This is a genomic window from Bradyrhizobium algeriense, from assembly GCF_003062295.1.
Lineage (GTDB): Bacteria > Pseudomonadota > Alphaproteobacteria > Rhizobiales > Xanthobacteraceae > Bradyrhizobium > Bradyrhizobium algeriense.
In genome coordinates, this window is the sequence record NZ_PYCN01000002.1 from 694,087 (window position 1) to 713,599 (window position 19,513).

Here is a 19,513-nt window from a genome sequence, read left to right on the forward strand (position 1 = left end):
ACACCAATGCACAAAGTGAAACTTCTGTCGGCTGTGTTACTCACCGCAGCCACCTTTGCCACTCCGGTGCTGGCTGCCACCTCGCGGCATGTCGTCACCGATAGCGACGGCCGCGTGATGTCGACGATGCATCGCGGCGAAGGCGATAGCTGCATCCGCGCTCCGCGCGTCGGCGCCTACGCCTCCGAACCGTGGACCGCGCCGCCTTGCGAGCCCAACACGGGTTACTGACCCGCTCGCACTGCGAGGGAGCGACGAAACAAGACGGGCTGGCGGGATATCCCGCCAGCCCGTCTTCTTTTGGCGCGCGCCCGGGCAGTTCGCCGTTTGACGCACGTTTGCTGCTGCTCCGGTTCGTGAACGCGACTAACGGCGAATTTAATGGAGGCTTTGTGCATCGCACCTACCTGTCAGTCATCCGACGTTTCGTTCGCGTGGCTCGTTGAAGTTCGCACGTCACGGCGCCGAGCAATCTGACTGAAAAGGAGTGTCATGATGAAACGGATGATCACGATATTGGCAACAGCGCTTCTCGCTTCGAGCCTGATGGCGGGCGCGGCCGATGCCCGCGGTGGCGGCGGCGGTGGCGGTCACGGCGGCGGCTTCGGTGGCGGCGGCCATATGGGCGGCGGTTTTGGCGGCGGAGGCCACTTCGGCGGCATAGGCGGCGGCGAACACATGGGGGGCGTTGGTGTCGGCGGCGGCGGCCGCATCGGCGCGTATGGTTTCGGACTGCACCAGCACGCCCTGCATCGCTTCGGCGGATACGGACCGGGATACGGCTACTACGGTTATCCCGATTGCTACGACTGGTACGAGTTGCATCCCGACCAGCCCTTGCCGCTGAGCTGCAGCTGAGACCCTCGCGCAAATCCCGCCTCGCAGGCTGTCGGACCGGAAAGCACTTTCTCGATGCCCCCTGACCGATCGCCTCCCTTCATGTTCGTCGCCGCCTGACCGGCACCGGAGAGCACCATGAAACGCTTCCTGATGATCACGACAGCCTTGGCCCTGCTGTGCGGCCAGGCCTTTGCGCAGCAGGCCGCGGTAATGCCGACGCCTTCGCTTTCGACCACGTCGCCGCTCGGCATGGTGCCAAGCGCGCCGGTCGGCGGCACCGGCATCCCGTTTGGCGCAACGGAAATCGCCTCCCCCGGCGTAAGTCCGGCGCCGATCTCGTCGACCATTGGCAGCACCGTGTGCTCGACCATCGGTACGGCACCATCAACGATGTTCGGATCGGCGACCACCTTTGACGGCGGCGGCGTGGACGTCGGGACCGTCACACCGCAGAGCACGATGTCCACGATGCCGGGAATGTCGACATCAGCAATGTCGTCATCGGGTATTTCGCCGACATCGGCCCTGATCGATACTTCGGGTACCCAAAGCATGTGCGGCGCCGGCTCGGGAAATCTTGCCGCGTCATCGATGCCGACGTCTCCCATGACGCCGGGCGGCGTGCCGCGCACCGGCATTCCGATGGGGTCGACCGAGATCGGCAATCTCGGGGTCAGCTCCGCCGCGATGGTGCCCACCATCACCGTCGGACCCACCATCAGCACCATCGCGCCAACGATCCCGACAGTGCCCGCCGTCACGCTGCCGGCCGCGAACACGACAGCTGTCGGCGCGCTGACCGATCCCATCACGGGGATACCGAACATCACAGGGGCACCGAACACGATACCGGGCCTGTCAGCCGCCGCCACGATGTTGCGTTGAGCGAAAACCCACGTGCGAGAAGCAGCCATGAAAATGAAAGTCGCAATACCTGCCGTCGTGTTCGGCGTCGCCGCCGCGGGCGGCCTCCTCTTCCTGACGCATGCCCATTTATTCAAGGCCGCCGTCGCAGCCGCGCCGCCGGCTCCGGTCCCGGTCGTGGCCGGCGTGGTCAGCCAGCATGACGTGCCGATCTACCAGAACGGCGTCGGCACCGTGATTGCCTACAACACCGACGTCGTGCGGGCCCAGATCCAGGGCCAGCTCATCAGCATCAACTTCACCGAAGGACAGACCGTCCATGCCGGCGACCTGCTCGCGCAAATCGATCCGCGCCCCTACCAGGCCCAGATCGACCAGTTCGAGGGAAATCTGGAGCGCGACCAGGCCCAACTCACCAATGCCCGTGCCAATCTCACGCGTTACACCCAGCTCGGCGACAAGGGCTGGGCCACGCCGCAGCTGATCGAGACCCAGAACGCGCAGGTCGGCCAGCTCGAGGCCGCGATCAAGACCGACCAGGCGCTGATCGAAGCCGCCAAGGTGCAGCTCAGCTACACCCGGCTGACCTCGCCGATCGACGGCGTGGTCGGGATTCGCCAGATCGACGTCGGCAACATCATCAGCCCGACGACGCCCAACGGCCTCGTCGTCGTGACGCAGCTCGATCCCATCTCGCTGATCTTCACCCTGCCGGAAGGGGTGCTGCCGCAGATCCTCAGGCAGGAGCAGGCGACCAAAACACCGCTTCCGGTCCTCGCCTATAACCAGGACGATACGCTCGAGCTGGGTAAGGGCCAACTCGCGCTGGTCAACAACGAGATCCTGCAGACCACCGGCTCGATCCAGCTCAAGGCAACCTTTCCCAACAAGTCGCGCGAGCTGTGGCCGGGTGAACTGGTCAATGCGCGGCTGCTCGTTACGACCCGGCACAACGGCCTGACCGTCCCTGCCTCCGTCGTGCAGCAAGGTCCGAACGGCGCCTATGCGTATGTCATCAAACCCGACAGCACGGTCGCGATCCGTCCGCTCAAGGTCGCTCAAATCGCCGACGGCGAAGCGCTGATCGATTCCGGGCTGAAGGCTGGCGAGCAGGTCGTGATTGACGGACAGTACCGGCTGCTGCCGGGCACCCATGTCACGATTCTGCACGGCGAAGCGGCCGAGGAAGCAGCGGCACAGCAAGCACAACAGGCGATCATCCCATGAACATATCCGCACCCTTCATCCAGCGGCCGATCGCGACCGCGCTCCTGATGGTCGGCCTTCTGGTCGGCGGCCTGGTCGCCTATCCGCTGCTGCCGATCGCAGCGCTGCCGAACGTCAACTATCCGACGCTTCAGGTCACGGCGCAGTTGCCGGGTGCCGATCCTCAGACCATGGCGGCGTCGGTCGCGACGCCGCTCGAACTCCAGTTCGGCCAGATTCCGGGTCTCACCCAGATGACGTCGGCGAGCGCACTTGGCTACACCCAGATCACGCTGCAGTTCGATCTGAACCGCCAGATCGACGGAACGGTCAGCGATACGCTGTCGGCAATCAACGCCGCTAGTCCGTTTCTGCCGTCTGGCATTCCCTACCCGCCGACGATCCGCAAGGTCAATCCGGCCGATACGCCGATCCTCGTACTCGGCCTGACCTCGGACAGCCTGCCGCTGACCACGGTGGACGCCTATGCGGAAAACATCCTGCTGCAGAAGATTTCGCAGATACCGGGCGTCGGCCTCGTCGGCCTCGGCGGCCAGCAAAAGCCCGCCGTGCGGGTGCAGCTCGATCCGCAGGCGCTTGCCGCGCGCGGCATCAATCTGGAGGACGTCCGCACGGCGCTCGGCCAGGCCAATGTCGACCTGCCGAAAGGCACGCTCAACAGCCCGCGCCAGACCTATACGCTGAACACCAACGATCAGCTGCTGAACGCGGACGATTACGCCAATCTGGTGATCGCTTACCGAAATGGCTCGCCGGTCCGCATCCGTGACGTCGGCCGCGCCGTCAGCGCGCCGGAAAACGACCTGATCGCCGGCTGGTACAACAACCAGCGCGCGGTCATCATGGCGATCCAGCGCCAGCCCGGCGCCAACGTCATCGACACTGTCGAGCGGATCAAGGCGATGATGCCGGTGCTGCAGGCATCGATCCCACCCGCCGTCAAGGTCAACGTCATCTCCGACCGCACCGATACGGTCCGCGCATCCATCCACGACGTTCAGTTCACGCTGATACTGACGGTTGCGCTTGTCGTGATGGTGATATTCGTCTTCCTGAGAAATTTCTGGGCGACGGTTATCCCGGCGGTCACCGTTCCGCTGTCGCTGATCGGCACCTTCGCGGTCCTCTACGAACTCGGCTACAGCCTCGACAATTTATCGCTGATGGCACTGTCGATCGCCGTGGGCTTCGTGGTCGATGACGCCGTCGTCGTGATCGAGAACATCGTGCGGCACATGGAGGGAGGCGCCACGCCCTACGAAGCGGCGCTGAAGGGCGCCGGCGAAATCGGCTTCACCATCATGTCGATCACGCTGTCGCTAATCGCGGTGTTCATTCCACTGTTCCTGATGGGCGGATATGTCGGGCTGCTGTTCCGCGAATTTGCCGTCACCGTCAGCGTGGCGCTGCTGCTGTCGCTGGTGATCTCGCTGACCTTGACGCCCATGATGTGCGCGCGGCTGCTCAAGCCAGAAAGCAGGACGCATGGGCGGCTGTTCCGCCTCTCTGAAGGCGGCTTCAATGCCTTGCTCGGCGCCTACGAGGCGGGGCTCAGAATCGTGCTGCGTCACCGCTTCATCACGCTACTCACGATGTTTGCGACCATCGCACTGACCGGCTATCTCTACGTGGTCATTCCCAAAGGCTTCTTTCCACAGCAGGACACCGGGCTGATCATCGGCCTGTCCGAAGCCGCACAGGATATTTCCTATCAGGCGATGACCGAGCGCCAGCAGGCCCTGCTCAATGCCATCATGAGGGATCCGGCCGTCGCATCCATCGGCTCGGCGATCGGCGCCGGCGGCGGCAACACCACCGTCAACAACGGCCGCATCTACATTGCGCTCAAGCCCTACAAGCAACGCGACAGCATGGAAACGGTGCTCGCGCGCTTGCGGACCAATCTGGCCAAGATCCAGGGCATCACGCTCTATATGCAGGCCGCGCAGGATATCACCATCGGCGGCCGGGTCTCGAAAACCCAGTATCAGTACACGCTGGGCGACGCCGATCCCGGCGAGCTGAACCACTGGGCGGCACTGTTCCTCGACAGGATCAAGAAGGTCCCCGGCATCACCGACGTCGCGACGGACCAGCTCAATTCCGGTCCCCTGCTCGACATCGCCATCAAGCGCGAGGTGGCGTCGAGCTACGGCATCCTGCCCTTCACCATCGACAACACGCTCGATGACGCCTTTGGCCAGCGCATCGTCTCGACCATGTACACGGCCCTGAACCAGTACCACGTCGTCATGGAGGTCAACCCGAAGTTCCAGTACTCGCCGGAGGCATTGACCGGCATCTATGTCAAATCCTCAGCCGGCCAGGAAGTGCCGCTATCGACGCTGGTCGACAGCGTGGTCAAGGTCGCCCCGCTCGTGGTCAACCATCAGGGCCAGTTCCCGTCGGTGACGATCTCCTTCAACCTGCTGCCGGGCACGGCGATCGGCGAAGCGACAACGGCCATCCAGCATATCGAACAGCAACTCGGCAAGCCGCTGTCGCTGCAGACGAGCTTCCAGGGCAACGCGCAGGCCTTCGGGGATTCGCTGTCGACCACGCCGATCCTGATCGCCGCCGCGCTGTTCGTGATCTACCTCATCCTCGGCATCTTGTATGAGAGCCTGATCCATCCCATCACCATCATCTCGACGCTGCCGTCGGCGGGGCTGGGAGCATTGTTGCTGCTGATGGCGGCTCACCTCGATCTCAGCGTGATCGCGATTGTCGGCATCATCCTCCTGATCGGCATCGTCAAGAAGAACGGCATCATGCTGGTCGATTTCGCCCTGCATGTCGGCAAACAGGAGGGATTGACGGCGGAGCAAGCGATCTATCGCGCCTGCATCATGCGTTTCCGCCCGATCCTCATGACCACGATGGCGGCCATGCTTGCCGGCGTTCCGATGATGCTCGGCACCGGCGCCGGCTCCGAGATACGCCAGCCGCTCGGCTACGCCATCGTCGGAGGTCTCGCCGTGTCGCAGCTCCTCACGCTGTACACGACGCCGGTGGTCTACATCTACCTCGACAGGCTGCAGACCTGGCTGTTCGGCAAGCCGAAGCCGGCGATCGACGGCGCTGCCGACCTGACGCCGGCCGAATGACGGCAATCCCGGGCAGCCCAATGCAGCCGCCCGGCCGGTCGCCCGGGAGGCACGCGCTGGCTCAGCGCTCTAGTAATTGCTCCCCGTCAACTCGTTCGGAATGCCGTCGATCGGGCATTCGTCAGTGCCAACCGTAGGCCGCGTCATTGCCTCGACCATTTCGCGCGTGCCTTCGGGATCGTCGATCCACTTCTTGTAGAAGTCATAGGGGCAGGACGCGACGCCTTGAGCGCCTTCGCCGGAATTGATCATGCCGGTATAGCCGCGATGCAGCAGCTTGAAGAGATGGTTCTGCGACTGGCCATGGCGGCGAGCATCGCGGATCAGGCTCTTCGACAAGCCTGCGTACTGGATGCCGTATTCTTCCTCGCCGGTCTCGCCTAGCGTGCGGCCGTCGAAGCCGATGATCGCGGAGTGACCGAAGTACGAATAGACGCCGTCGAAGCCGGCGGCATTGGCGACCGCGACATAGACATTGTTGGCCCAGGCCATCGCCTTGGAAATCAGGATCTGCTGTTCCTTGGCCGGATACATGTAACCCTGGCAGCGCACGATCAGCTCGGCGCCCTTCATCGCGCAGTCGCGCCAGATCTCCGGAAAGTTGCCGTCGTCGCAGATGATCAGGCTGACCTTCAGGCCCTTCGGGCCTTCGGACACATAGGTGCAATTGCCGGGATACCAGCCTTCGATCGGCACCCATGGCATGATCTTGCGGTACTTCTGGACGATCTCGCCCTTGTCGTTCATCAGGATCAGGGTGTTGTACGGCGCCTTGTGCGGATGCTCCTCGTGGCGCTCGCCGGTGAGCGAGAATACGCCCCAGACTTTTGCCTTGCGGCAGGCTTCGGCAAAGATTTCCGTCTCGGCGCCGGGGATCTGCGAGGCGGTCTCGTACATCTCCTTCGAGTCGTACATGATGCCGTGGGTGGAATATTCCGGGAAGATCACGAGATCCATGCCCGGCAGGCCGAGTTTCATGCCGACGATCATGTCGGCGATCTTGCGGGCGTTGTCGAGCACCTCGGCCTTGGTGTGCAGGCGCGGCATTTTGTAATTGACGACTGCGACGCCGACCGTGTCTTTGCTGGAGGAAATGTCACCGTGGAGCATTGGATCGCCTCTTGTTCTGGTTTGGGTTTGAAGGATCGCGCTTCAGTGGCTGATCATCCATGGGCGTGCGGTCGGAAAACCCTTGGCGCCGCTGCGCGTCTTGGTCATCAGCCGGGCCGGTTTCTTCTTTCCGGTTGAACAGCAGCCGCAGCCGGGGCCGTGCGCGGCCTTGTATTCGGCGACTGTCTTCGGCGCGTGGGCGCTGCGCTCGTTGGTGGCCATCGCTTTCCGCTTGTCCGATGGCATGCAGAAGAACGCCGGCGCGGTCAGGATCACGCGCGGCGATTCAGTCTCACAGCGCGGACAATCCTGCGGGTCGTCGCATTCGGCCATCGGCCGCATGTCCGTGAACGGGCCGCAATCGTTGCAGAGATATTCGTAGACGGGCATTGCGTTTCCTCGCGCTATGATTTGGAAGGTCACAACAGCGGATGCGGGGCGGCCGGCACGCTTGAGCCGTCCCGCATCCTTCTCGCGCGGGGATCACTTGTCCGGCGAGATCGGCATCTGGATGTCGCCCGTGATGTGTTTGATTGGTCCCGCCGAGGACGGCATGATGTCGAAGTCGAAAATCTCCGTCGGCAGCCACAGTGTCGCGCAGGCGTTTGGCACGTCGACGACGCCGGAGATGTGGCCCTGGCACGGCGCGGTGCCGAGGATCGAATAGGCCTGTGCGCCCGAGTAGCCGAACTTCTTCAGATATTCGATCGCGTTCAAGCAGGCCTGGCGGTAGGCGATGTGGACGTCGAGGTAATGCTGCTTGCCGGCCTCGTCGACCGAGATGCCCTCGAAGATCAGATAGTCCTTGTAGTTCGGCGTGATCGGTGACGGCTTGAACACGGGGTTCTTGATGCCGTACTTCGCCACCCCGTCCTTGATGATATCGACCTTGAGATGCAGCCAGCCCGCCATTTCGATGGCGCCGCAGAAGGTGATCTCGCCGTCGCCCTGGCTGAAATGCAGATCGCCCATCGAGAGGCCACCGCCCGGCACATAGACCGGGAAGAAGATTTTTGAGCCGCGCGACAGATCCTTGATGTCGCAATTGCCGCCATGCTCGCGCGGCGGCACGGTGCGCGCGCCTTCGGCGCCGACCTTGGCCTTGGCATCGCCCTTGGCGCGGCCGGCATGAGCGGTCGCGGCGAACGGTGGATTGGCGAGGCCCGGGACACGCGTCGGATTGGTCGCGATCAGCGCGGTTTCGCGCTCGTTCCAGGTCGCGAGCAATTTCGGATCGGGCAGACAGCCGATCAGGCCGGGATGGATCAGGCCGGCAAAGTTCACGCCGGGAATGTGGCGCGACGACGTATAGAGGCCCTTGATGTCCCAGATCGACTTCTGCGCCAACGGAAAATGATCGGTCAGGAAGCCGCCGCCATTTTGCTTGGAGAAGAAGCCGTTAAAGCCCCAGAGGCTTTCCTTCAGCGGACCGACGTCGAGCAGGTCGACCACCAGGAGATCGCCGGGTTCAGCGCCCTTGACGCCGATCGGGCCGGACAGGAAATGCACGATCGACAGATCGATGTCGCGCACGTCGTCGGCGGAATCGTTGTTCTTGATGAAACCGCCGGTCCAGTCATAGGTCTCGATGATGAAATCGTCGCCCGGGTTGACCCACGAAACCATCGGGATGTCGGGATGCCACCGATTGTGGATCATGTCGTTGTCGTAGGCCGACTTCGAAAGATCGACCTTGATCAGTGTCTCTGGCATCGATAGCTCCCCTTTTTAACAGCACAGGTTGGGTTTTCAGACGGACAGGAATTTCGAAACTTGCGCGGCATCGACGCTGTCGCGCGGGTCGTCGCGAACGATCTCGCCGTTCTCGATCACCAGCACGCGGTCGGCGATGTCGAGCGCGAAGCTCAGCACCTGTTCAGACACCACGATCGACAGGCCGCGCTCGTCGCGAATACGTTTCAGCGTGCGCGCCATGTCCTTGATGATCGAGGGCTGGATACCTTCGGTCGGCTCATCCAGCAGCAGCACCTTCGGCTTGGTCGCGAGCGCGCGGGCGATGGCGAGCTGCTGCTGCTGCCCGCCCGACAAATTGCCGCCGCGGCGGTTCTTCATTTCCAGCAACACCGGAAACAGTTCGTAGATGTCTTCGGGCACTTCCGACCCACCTGACACCACGAGGCCAGTCTCGATGTTTTCCTTCACCGTCATGGTCGAGAAGATCATGCGGCCCTGCGGCACGTAGGCGAGGCCCTTGGCGACGCGCTCGTAGCTCGGCAGCGCGCTGAGCTCGGCGCCCTCCATACTCACCGAGCCGCTCTTGGTCGGCAGGATGCCCATCAATGACTTCATCAGCGTCGTCTTGCCCATGCCGTTGCGACCCATGATCGCGACTATCTCGTTGGGCGCGACCGAGACGTTGAGGCCGTGCAGCACCTCGCTCTGGCCGTAGGCGACGTGAAGATCGGAAATTGCCAGCATGAAACGCGCTCCCTGGTGTCAGTGTCCGAGGTAAACTTCAATGACCTTCGGATCGTTCTTCACCTTCTCCATCGTACCTTCCGACAGGATCTGGCCCTGATGCAGCACCGTCACCTTGTGGGCGATGTCCTCGACGAACTTCATGTCGTGCTCGATCACCAGCACCGAGCGGTCCTTGATGATGCGGTTCAGGAGTTCGGCGGTCTTGGCGCGTTCGCTGACGCTCATGCCGGCGACCGGCTCGTCGAGCATCAAGAGCTCCGGGTCCTGGATCAGCAGCATGCCGATCTCGAGCCATTGCTTCTGGCCGTGGCTGAGCTGATCGGCATAGGTATCGAGGCGATCCTTCAGAAAAATCATGTCGGCGACTTCCTCGACACGCTGCTTCACGGCATCGTCGCGCCGGAAGGCGAGCGAGCCGAACACGGTGCGGCCGCGCGGATAGGAAATCTCCAGATTCTCGAACACGGTCAGGTCCTCGAACACCGACGGCGTCTGAAACTTGCGCCCGACGCCGGTCTGCACGATCTGGTTCTCCTTCAGCTTCGTCAGCTCCTTGCCGCGAAACTGGATCGAGCCCGAGGTCGCCTTGGTCTTTCCGCAGATCAGATCGAGTACGGTAGTCTTGCCGGCGCCGTTGGGGCCGATGATGACGCGGATTTCGTTCTCCTCGACATAGAAGGACAGATTGTTCACGGCCTTGAAGCCGTCGAATGACACCGTGAGCGCCTCGACCGCGAGCAGGAAGGGTTTGGGCTGGTGACCGATGAGCATGATCTATCTCCTCATTCCGCTAGTGGGGCATCGGCAACCGAGGTGACCGATGAGCATGTCTGTCTCCTCACTCTGCCGGTGCGCCGTCGGCGACGGAATTGCCGGTCCACGCGCCCGGCTTCGATTTGCGCGATGCCAGCAGCCGGTCGATACGCGGCTGAACGTAATCAGCCCAAATTCCCGACAGGCCGTTCGGGAAGGCCAGCACCACCGCGATAAACAGCGCGCCGAGGCCGAACAGCCAGAGCTGCGGGAAGGATTCCGAAAGGCTGGTCTTGGCAAAATTGACCAGCAGCGAACCCCACACCGCGCCGAAGATCGACATCCGTCCGCCGACCGCAGTGTAGATCACCATTTCGATCGACGGCACGATCCCGACAAAGGACGGCGACATGAAACCGACATTGAGCGCAAACATGGCGCCCCCTATCGCGGCGAAAATCGCAGCCATGCAGAAGGCAAAAATCTTGAAGTTGGCGACGCTGTAGCCGGAGAAGCGGACGCGATCTTCCTGTTCGCGCATCGCCACCAGGATGCGCCCAAGCTTTGTCAGCCGGATAAACTGCGCGATGAGGATGCAACCGAACAGCAGGAACACTTCAAAGAAGTAGAGGATGACCTTGGCGTGGTCCGGCCTGATGTCCCATCCCTTCAGCGTGCGCAGGTCGGTCATGCCGTTGATGCCGCCGGTGTAGCCCTGCTGGCCCACGATCAAAATGGTCAGGATGGCGGCGACGGCCTGGGTGATGATCGCAAAATAGGTGCCGCCGACACGGCGCTTGAACATCGCAGTGCCAATGATCAGGGCGAACAGGCCGGGGACCAGGATGATGGCGAGAACGGTGAAGGTGAGACTGTGGAACGGCTGCCAGAACAGCGGCAGCGCGGTGATCTGATTCCAGTCCATGAAATCCGGAATGCCGGGCGTCGACTGGATCTTGGTGTTCGCGACGCTGGAGGCTTCCAGCTTGAGGAACATCGCCATGCAGTAGCCGCCGAGGCCGAAGAACACGCCCTGCCCCAGGCTCAGGATGCCGCCATATCCCCAGCACAACACGAGGCCGATAGCGACAAAGGCGTAAGTGAGATATTTCGCGACCAGGTTGAGACGGAACACATCCAGCGACAGCGGCAGGATCACGAACAGGACCAAGCCCAGTGCAACGAAACCAATGAGCTCGGATCGATTGAAGAAGCGTGAGTTGATCATGACCGTGCCTGCTTTCGTTATTTTCGGACCTTGAGGGCGAACAGCCCCTGCGGCCGCAGCATCAGAATTCCGACGACGGCGAGAAGCGTGAGCACCTTGGCCATCGAGCCCGACATGAAGAACTCCAGCGTCGACTGGGTCTGCGAGATCGAGAAGGCGGAAGCGATGGTGCCGAGCAGGCTGGCGGCGCCGCCGAACACGACCACCAGGAAGGTGTCGACGATGTAGAGCTGGCCCGACGTCGGTCCGGTCGAGCCGATCATGGTGAACGCGCTGCCGGCGACGCCGGCGATGCCGCAGCCAAGTCCGAAGGTGTAGCGGTCGACCTTCTCGGTATTGATGCCGACCGCGCCGGCCATGATACGGTTCTGCACCACGGCGCGGACCTGGCGGCCCCAGCGCGACTTGTACAAGACATAGGCGACCACGACGGTGATCAGCACGGTCAGGCCCATCACGAACACGCCGTTGATCGGGACCTCGATGCTGTCAGTGACCTTGAGCGAGCCCAGCATCCATTGCGGCAGGTCGACGCCGACTTCGCGGGCGCCGAATACCGAACGATAGGTCTGCTGGAGGATCAGGCTGAGGCCCCAGGTCGCGAGCAGCGTATCGAGCGGGCGCTTGTAGAGATGGCGGATCAGCGCCCATTCGACCAGCATCCCCAATGCGCCGGAGGCAATAAAGGCCAAGGCCATCGCCAGGAAAAAATATCCTGAGAACAGCGATGGCAGATAGGACTGGAACAGGTTCGACGTCATCCAGGTGACGTAGGCCCCCAGGATCATGAACTCGCCATGCGCCATGTTGATGACGCCCATCTGGCCGAAGATGATCGCAAGGCCGAGCGCCATCAGCACGTAGACGGAAAACAGGATCAGGCCCGCGAAGCCCTGCATGACGAAGATGGAGCCCAGATCGCCAATCGAATATTCGCCGAACATCGATGTTTCTCCGTCGAGGAAAGGTGCCCGCGTCGCGAGAGAATTCGCGACGCGGGGTCGTCAAGCGCGGATTGACGGTCCACGCCAGGGAGCTGGTTGCTCGGGAGAGGCTTGCGGAGAGCTCCGCTGCGCTTACTGGTAGCCCTTCGGGAACGGATCGGGCTCGATCAGATCGGCGGTCTCGAAGATCAGCTCGAACTGACCATCGAGCTTGGCCTTGCCGACGCGAGTCTTGGACCAGAGGTGATGGTTTTCATGGATGCGCACGTAGCCTTCGGGCGCTTCCTTGAATTCGATGCCTGGCGAGGCGGCCGCGATCTTGTCGACGTCGAAGCTGCCGGCCTTCTCGCAGGTCAGTTTCCACAGCCACGGGCCGAGATAGCCCGCCTGCGTCACGTCGCCAATCACGGTCTTCTCGCCCCACATCTTCTTGAAGGCGGGAACGAACGCCTTGTTGTTGGCATTGTCGAGCGACTGGAAGTACTTCATGCAGGCATAGGCGCCCGCGATGTTTTCGCCGCCGATGCCGTCGATTTCGTCTTCGGTCACCGAGATCGTCAGCAGCGCCTGTTTCGAAAGGTCGACGCCGGCCGCCTTGAGCTGCTTGTAGAACGCGACGTTCGAACCGCCGACCACGTCGGTGAAGATCACGTCGGGCTTGGTCAGCTTGATCTTGTTGATCACCGAATTGAACTGGGTAGAGCCGAGCGCGTAATATTCCTCGCCGACGACTTTGCCCTTCAGCACATTCTCGACGTGCTTGCGCGCGATCTTGTTCGAGGTGCGCGGCCAGATGTAGTCCGAGCCGATGAAGAAGAACGATTTGGCGCCCTTCTCCTTGGCGATCCAGTTCAGGCCTGCGAGAATCTGCTGGGTGGCTTCCTGGCCGGTGTAGATGACGTTCTTGGACTGCTCGAGACCTTCATAGAAGGTCGGATAATAGAGCATGCCGTTGTACTGCTCGACGACCGGCAGCACCGCCTTGCGCGATGCCGAGGTCCAGCAGCCCATGATCGCCGCGACCTTGTCGTTGACAAGAAGCTTCTTGGCCTTTTCCGCAAATGTCGGCCAGTCGCTGGCGCCGTCTTCCTGGATGAACTTGATCTTGCGCCCGAGCACGCCGCCGGCGGCGTTGATCTGCTCGATGGCGAGCTTTTCGGCCTGGATCGAACCGGTTTCCGAAATCGCCATCGTTCCGGTGGCGGAGTGCAGGATGCCGACGGTGACTTCCGTATCGGTGACCGCGAGGCCCGTGGTGTTGACCACGGAGGTTGCGGGGCCGGCCCCGAATGACGGCCGGGGAAGCATCGAAATGAACGGCAGTGCCGCCGCGCCCATCAGCAGTTTGCGGCGAAGCGGCGACTGCAGGCCCTTGTTTGGTTCGTCTGACATGAGCACCCCATTTTTTGTTCGAGAACGCTGATTGGTCAGGCGAGGATGGCTCGGATTTGTGCACTGCACAGATACGTGGGATTGCGTATATTGCACCGCAAAATAGCGACGTAGATTTTGGTACGGAGTTTGCTGGCTACGTAGGGGTCGGTTGAACTAGTCAGGAGCATCACAGTGGCAGGGCGGCAGCGGATTGACCGCGTCAGACGCCAATATAATCAGTGGGTTGCGAACCAAACCCTGGAAGACTATGCGCTGCGCTTCACCGCCAAGAGCGCCCGGCGATGGTCGGCCGCCCGCGTCGCCAACACCGCCCTTGGCGCGATCTCTTTTCTGGCGCTGGAAGCGATCGGCGGCACGATTACGCTGAATTACGGCGCAGCCAATGCCACCGCCGCCATCCTGGTCGTCAGTGTCATCATCTTCTTTTGCGGCCTGCCGATTGCCTACCATGCCGCAAAATGCGGCATCGATATCGACCTGCTGACCCGCGGCGCCGGCTTCGGCTATATCGGCTCGACCATCACGTCGCTGATCTACGCCTCCTTCACCTTCATCTTCTTCGCGCTCGAAGCGGTCATCATGGCCGCCGCGCTGGAGATGTGCTTCGGCATCCCGCGTCCGATCGGCTATCTCATCAGCGCCGTCGTCATCATTCCGCTGGTGACCTACGGCATCACCCTGATCAGCCGCTTTCAACTGTGGACACAGCCGCTCTGGATCGTCCTGCACATCCTCCCCTTCGTGGCGATCGCCTACGCCAACCCGCACTCGTTTACGGAGTGGCGGAAATTCGCCGGCGAGCATGGCGATGCCAGCGGCCATCTCGATCTGCTGCTGTTCGGCACCGCCGCGTCGGTGGTGTTTTCGCTGGTGGCGCAGATCGGCGAGCAGGTCGACTTCCTGCGGTTTCTGCCGCGCGACCGCCGAACCTCTCGCACCTCATGGTGGATCGCATTGCTCAGCGCCGGCCCCGGCTGGATCATCTTTGGCGCACTCAAATTATTGTTGGGCTCGTTCCTCGCCTACTTCGCGCTCAGCCACGGCGTCTCCAGCGAGCACGCCGCCGAGCCCGCGCATATGTATCTCGAAGCGTTTCGTTACGTGCTGTCGCAACCCGATCTGGTGCTGGCGCTGACCGGCACCTTCGTCATTCTCTCGCAGATCAAGATCAACGTCACCAACGCCTATGCCGGCTCGATCGCGTGGTCGAACTTCTTCTCGCGCCTGACCCACAGCCATCCCGGCCGCGTGGTCTGGCTGGTGTTCAACGTCATGGTCGCGCTGCTCTTGATGGAAATCGGCGTCTACAAGGCGCTGGAGCAGACGTTGGCGCTCTACTCCAACGTTGCGATTGCCTGGGTCGGCGCGCTGGTCGCCGATCTCGTCATCAACAAGCCGCTGGGCTTGCGCCCGCAGCACATCGAGTTCAAGCGCGCGCATCTCTACGACATCAATCCGGTCGGCGTCGGCGCGATGACGATCGCGACCATCGTCTCGATCAGCGCGTTCTACGGCCTGTTCGGGCCGACGGCCAAGGCGCTGTCCGCTTTCGTGGCGCTCGCCGTCGCCTTCGTCACCGCGCCCTTGATCGCCTGGGCCACCGACGGCAAATACTACATCGCGCGCAAGCCGAAGCGTAGCTGGCAGAATCTCGAGGCGATCCAGTGCTGTATCTGCGAGCATTCGTTCGAGCCGGAGGACATGGCCTCCTGCCCCGCCTATGCCGGCCCGATCTGTTCGCTGTGCTGTTCGCTCGACGCGCGCTGTCACGATCTCTGCAAGCCGCACGCGCGGATCGGCGCGCAGGTGTCGGAGACGCTGGGCAAGATGCTGCCGGAGCCGATCTACGCCCGGATCAATTCCCAGTTCGGGCATTATCTCGGCGTGTTCGCGATATCCGCCGGGCTCGTCGGGCTGACGCTCGGGCTGATTTACCTGCAGACGTCGGCGACGGTTGCGGTGGACAATTTCCTTCTGTCCGACGTGCTGTGGAAGGTGTTCTTCGCGCTCACCATCATCATCGGCGTGGTGGCGTGGCTGTTCGTGCTGGCGCAACAAAGTCGCCGCGCGGCCGAAGCTGAAACGCGGCGGCAGACCGCGCTTTTGATCCAGGAAATCGACGCGCACAAGCGCACCGATGCCGAGCTGCAGCGCGCCAAGGAAGTGGCGGAATCGGCCAACCTCGCCAAGAGCCGCTATGTGGTCGGCCTGAGCCACGAACTGCGCTCGCCGCTGAACGCCATCAGTGGCTATGCCCAGTTGCTGGAGCAGGATTCCAGCCTCGCCACCAAGCCGCGCGACCAGGTGCGCGTGGTCCGCCGCAGCGCCGATCATCTGTCGGGGCTGATCGACGGCATTCTGGACATTTCCAAGATCGAGGCCGGCCGGCTCTATCTGTCGCGCGACGAGGTGCGGTTCAGCGAATTCCTCGACCAGCTCGTCGGGATGTTTCGTGTTCAGGCCGCCGCCAAGGGTATCGACTTCGTTTTCAAGCGGCCTTCGGTACTGCCCCTCGTCGTCTATGCCGACGAAAAACGCCTGCGCCAGGTTCTGATCAACCTGCTGTCGAATGCGCTGAAATTCACGCAGACCGGCAGCGTGCAATTCGTCGTGCATTACCGCAGCCCGGTCGCGGAGTTCGAGGTGATCGATACCGGCCCCGGAATCCAGGCAAGCGATCTCGAACGCATCTTCGCACCCTTCGAGCGCGGTGCGCTCGGCGTATCGCAGCCGCAGACCGGCACCGGACTCGGGCTGACCATCAGCCGGCTGCTCGCCGGCGTAATGGGCGGCGATATCAGGGTGACGAGCGAGGTCGGCACCGGCAGCATTTTCCGCGTCAAGATCCTGCTGTCGGAAGTCACCAATCCGACGCGGATTGCGCCGATCGAGGCGCCGATCTTCGGCTATCACGGACCGCGCAAGACGATCCTCATTACCGATGACGATCCGACCCATCGCGACCTCTTGCGCGAGGTGCTGGCGCCGCTCGGCTTTATTCTCTTGAGCGCACCGGACGGACCCGGCTGCCTCGCGCTGGCGCAGCACTGCCGGCCTGATTTGTTTCTGCTTGATATCTCGATGGCGGGCATGGACGGCTGGACGGTGGCGGAAACGTTGCGCGCCAGCGGCCATCACCAGGCCCGCATCCTGATGGTGTCGGCGAGCGCGCTTGAAGCGCATGGCGCGCCGCTGGCGCAGCCGTTTCACGACGGCTATCTGATGAAGCCGATAGACATCCCCAAGCTGGTGGAGACGATCCGGCAATTGCTCAAGATCGAATGGCAGTACGAGGCCGAGCAGATAGCCCAGCCGCGCTGGAAACCGGAGACGGGATCGCGTCCGCCGGTGAAATATGTCGAGGAACTGATCGGTCTCGGGCAACTCGGCTACATCCGCGCGATCCAGGTCAAGCTGGACGAGATCGGCCACGACTATCCTGAGCATGCCGACTTCGTATCGCAAATGCGTACCTTGATCGACCGCTTCGATCTTGATCAGTACATGGCGGCCCTGAAAACACTGCACAGCTATGATCACTGAATCAAAAAAGCGCGACGTCGCCCTCATCGTCGATGATTCGCCGGAGACCCTGCGGCTGCTGACCGACGCGCTCGACGGCGCCGGCATGACGGTCATGGTCGCGCTCGACGGCGCGGCGGCGATGCGGATCGTCGACCAGATCACGCCCGACATCGTGCTGCTCGACGCTGTCATGCCCGGGTTGGACGGGTTCGAGACCTGCAGGCGGCTGAAGCGCGACGCCGGCCTCGACCATGTGCCTATCATCTTCATGACGGGGCTGGCCGAAACCGAACACATCGTTCGCGGGCTGGAAGCCGGCGGCGTCGACTATGTGACAAAACCGATTGCGGTCGAGGAGATGCTGGCGCGCATCCGCGTCCACCTCGCCAATGCGCGGCTGACCCAGAGCGCGCGTGCCGCCCTCGATGTCTCCGGCCGCTATCTGCTCGCCGTCAACGGCGTCGGCAAGATCATGTGGGCGACGCCCCAGGCGCAGAAACTGCTGTCGGATGCGCTTAGCCCTGACAGCGACGACGATGTCGTGCTGCCCGACCCGATCCCGCAATGGCTGGACCAGGCCCGCAAGGGCAAGGCCGGGTCGAAAGCCGCGATCATGACCGCGCTTCCCGGCGACGAACAGCTCCGGCTGCAATATATGGGCAGACTCGGCACCAACGAATTCCTGCTGCGGCTTGCAAAAGATTCCGGCGCCGACGCACCGGCGGAATTCTCCAGCGAGCTTGGCCTGACGACGCGCGAGGGCGAAGTGCTGTCGTGGCTGTCGAAGGGCAAGACCAACCGCGACATCGCGCAAATTCTGGGCTTGAGCCCGCGCACCGTCGACAAGCACCTCGAGCAGATCTACTCGAAACTCGGCGTCGAGAACCGCACCGCGGCGGCTGCGATCGCGGTGAACGCGAAGCATCGAAAATCTTGACGCAAGGTCAGCTTGCCGATCCAGCACGCTGTCCGCCGAAACTCCCTGACGGGCACAATTGAAGCCCCGGCTCAGACAAAATCATGGGACAGGCCATTTACCGGCATAAATGGCACTGCTAATTGAAAAAGCCTGCTGGGTTTGATGCGCGCAGGCGGTTCAATGGCCGCGGTGGATTTCGAGCAGTCGAATGCCGAGACGCACGATGGATTTGCATGGGCGCTGATTCAAACACAGGAATCAGCGAGGCGCCGCACACCAAGACCGGAATTGCCTCGGACCTTCGGCGGCTGGGAGTGAGTACCGGGCAGGTACTTATGGTGCATTCGTCTCTCAGCGCTATTGGCCATGTGCTGGGTGGCGCACCGACGGTGGTTCGCGCGTTGATGGACGTCCTGGGACCGCAGGGCACATTGGTGATGCCGGCATTCAGCCCTGAGGTGTCAGATCCGGCAACCTGGAACGATCATCACTTTGGGGAAGACGTTATCGAATTCGTGCGACGGCACGTGCCTGCCTTTGATCCTGCGATCACGCCGACAAGCATGGGCGCCATCGCGGAGACGTTTCGAACCTGGCCCGGTGTCATGCGCAGCGAGCATCCGCAAGTCTCGGTCACCGCGCGCGGGCCGCTGGCCAGGTTCATTGTGAGCCCGCATGAACTGTCATGGGGGCAAGGTGCGGGGTCGCCGTTCGCACGTCTGTATGAACTCGATGCCAAATTGCTGCTGCTCGGAGTGGGCTTCAATCGGGCCACACTGCTTCACTTTGCCGAATCCCGCCTACCGCACGGGCGGAGGAAGATGCGGAAGATACCGGTGGATGCCGGCAGCGAGCGAGCATGGGTTTCCGCACCGGATGTGGGCGATGACTTGAACAGATATTTTCCGCTCATCGGCGAGCAGTTCATGCAACTCGGGCAGGCTCAGGTGGGTCCTGTCGGGCGAGCGCGCTGCACGCTCACCTCGGCGCAGGCAATCGTCGACTTCGCAAGCGACTTTCTTTCCAAAGCGCTCGGCCCGGACGCCACATCCCATTGACCTCGAGGTCCGGCAGTCCGAGAAATTGCCGGTTTCGGAGCCGAGGCCGCCGGCGTGGCCCCGGATTCCTCGGGCTCCCTCACCCGGCCTGATCGGCCTCC

Annotated in this window: 16 protein-coding genes; 7 read left to right on the forward strand and 9 right to left on the reverse strand. The window is 62.4% G+C overall.

What is annotated here, in order from left to right; translation table 11 throughout:
- The first annotated feature begins 6 nt into the window (after window positions 1–6).
- A complete protein-coding gene (locus C7G61_RS07305) occupies window positions 7–231 on the forward strand; it encodes a hypothetical protein (protein ID WP_108513389.1) in 225 nt (74 codons plus the stop codon).
- A gap of 264 nt (window positions 232–495) precedes the next feature.
- Window positions 496–858, forward strand: a complete 363-nt coding sequence (locus C7G61_RS44515) for a hypothetical protein (protein ID WP_108513491.1) — start codon at window positions 496–498, stop codon at window positions 856–858.
- On the opposite strand, the gene C7G61_RS07315 is transcribed toward C7G61_RS44515, so the two are convergent.
- Window positions 804–1,754 (reverse strand): hypothetical protein, encoded by a 951-nt coding sequence (locus tag C7G61_RS07315; protein ID WP_145963572.1) that lies wholly within the window; start codon window positions 1,752–1,754, stop codon window positions 804–806. The two genes, C7G61_RS44515 and C7G61_RS07315, sit on opposite strands and share 55 nt — an antisense overlap.
- Between C7G61_RS07315 and C7G61_RS07325 the strand changes: the two genes are divergently transcribed.
- Both C7G61_RS07325 and C7G61_RS07330 read left to right on the forward strand, forming a co-directional pair.
- The gene (locus tag C7G61_RS07325) at window positions 1,753–2,931 is read left to right on the forward strand and encodes an efflux RND transporter periplasmic adaptor subunit (protein WP_244608166.1); all 1,179 of its coding nucleotides are present in this window, start codon (window positions 1,753–1,755) and stop codon (window positions 2,929–2,931) included. The genes C7G61_RS07315 and C7G61_RS07325 overlap by 2 nt on opposite strands.
- Window positions 2,928–6,038 carry an efflux RND transporter permease subunit gene (locus C7G61_RS07330; RefSeq protein WP_108513392.1) on the forward strand — a complete coding sequence of 1,037 codons (3,111 nt, stop codon included), beginning with the start codon at window positions 2,928–2,930 and terminating at the stop codon, window positions 6,036–6,038. Before C7G61_RS07325 ends, C7G61_RS07330 begins: the two co-directional genes overlap by 4 nt.
- 69 nt (window positions 6,039–6,107) lie before the next feature.
- Here the strand turns inward: C7G61_RS07330 and C7G61_RS07335 are convergent, their stop codons facing one another.
- The 8 genes from C7G61_RS07335 to urtA form a co-directional block, all read right to left on the reverse strand.
- Window positions 6,108–7,148 (reverse strand): aliphatic amidase, encoded by a 1,041-nt coding sequence (locus tag C7G61_RS07335; protein ID WP_108513393.1) that lies wholly within the window; start codon window positions 7,146–7,148, stop codon window positions 6,108–6,110.
- 42 nt (window positions 7,149–7,190) lie between these two features.
- Window positions 7,191–7,538: an FmdB family zinc ribbon protein gene (locus C7G61_RS07340; protein ID WP_108513394.1), complete on the reverse strand. Its 348-nt coding sequence runs from the start codon at window positions 7,536–7,538 to the stop codon at window positions 7,191–7,193.
- Window positions 7,539–7,631: 93 nt separating this feature from the next.
- Window positions 7,632–8,861, reverse strand: a complete 1,230-nt coding sequence (gene fmdA / locus C7G61_RS07345; protein WP_108513395.1) for a formamidase — start codon at window positions 8,859–8,861, stop codon at window positions 7,632–7,634.
- 36 nt (window positions 8,862–8,897) lie between these two features.
- The gene (gene urtE / locus C7G61_RS07350) at window positions 8,898–9,587 is read right to left on the reverse strand and encodes an urea ABC transporter ATP-binding subunit UrtE (RefSeq protein WP_108513396.1); all 690 of its coding nucleotides are present in this window, start codon (window positions 9,585–9,587) and stop codon (window positions 8,898–8,900) included.
- 18 nt (window positions 9,588–9,605) lie between these two features.
- Complete coding sequence (urtD, locus tag C7G61_RS07355) at window positions 9,606–10,361, reverse strand: urea ABC transporter ATP-binding protein UrtD (RefSeq protein ID WP_108513397.1); 756 nt, start codon at window positions 10,359–10,361, stop codon at window positions 9,606–9,608.
- 67 nt (window positions 10,362–10,428) lie between these two features.
- Window positions 10,429–11,571: an urea ABC transporter permease subunit UrtC gene (urtC, locus tag C7G61_RS07360; protein ID WP_108513398.1), complete on the reverse strand. Its 1,143-nt coding sequence runs from the start codon at window positions 11,569–11,571 to the stop codon at window positions 10,429–10,431.
- 17 nt (window positions 11,572–11,588) lie between these two features.
- On the reverse strand, window positions 11,589–12,515 hold the full coding sequence (gene urtB / locus C7G61_RS07365) for an urea ABC transporter permease subunit UrtB (RefSeq protein ID WP_108513399.1): 927 nt from the start codon (window positions 12,513–12,515) through the stop codon (window positions 11,589–11,591).
- Window positions 12,516–12,647: 132 nt separating this feature from the next.
- Window positions 12,648–13,907 carry an urea ABC transporter substrate-binding protein gene (gene urtA / locus C7G61_RS07370; RefSeq protein ID WP_108513400.1) on the reverse strand — a complete coding sequence of 420 codons (1,260 nt, stop codon included), beginning with the start codon at window positions 13,905–13,907 and terminating at the stop codon, window positions 12,648–12,650.
- 174 nt (window positions 13,908–14,081) lie between these two features.
- Here urtA and C7G61_RS07375 point away from each other — a divergent pair, with 174 nt between their 5' ends.
- The 3 genes from C7G61_RS07375 to C7G61_RS07385 all read left to right on the forward strand — a co-directional run bounded on the left by C7G61_RS07375 (window position 14,082) and on the right by C7G61_RS07385 (window position 19,412).
- On the forward strand, window positions 14,082–17,453 hold the full coding sequence (locus tag C7G61_RS07375; protein ID WP_108513401.1) for a hybrid sensor histidine kinase/response regulator: 3,372 nt from the start codon (window positions 14,082–14,084) through the stop codon (window positions 17,451–17,453).
- A complete protein-coding gene (locus tag C7G61_RS07380; RefSeq protein WP_108513402.1) occupies window positions 17,443–18,372 on the forward strand; it encodes a response regulator transcription factor in 930 nt (309 codons plus the stop codon). Before C7G61_RS07375 ends, C7G61_RS07380 begins: the two co-directional genes overlap by 11 nt.
- A gap of 215 nt (window positions 18,373–18,587) precedes the next feature.
- A complete protein-coding gene (locus tag C7G61_RS07385; protein WP_108513403.1) occupies window positions 18,588–19,412 on the forward strand; it encodes an AAC(3) family N-acetyltransferase in 825 nt (274 codons plus the stop codon).
- Window positions 19,413–19,513 lie beyond the last annotated feature (101 nt).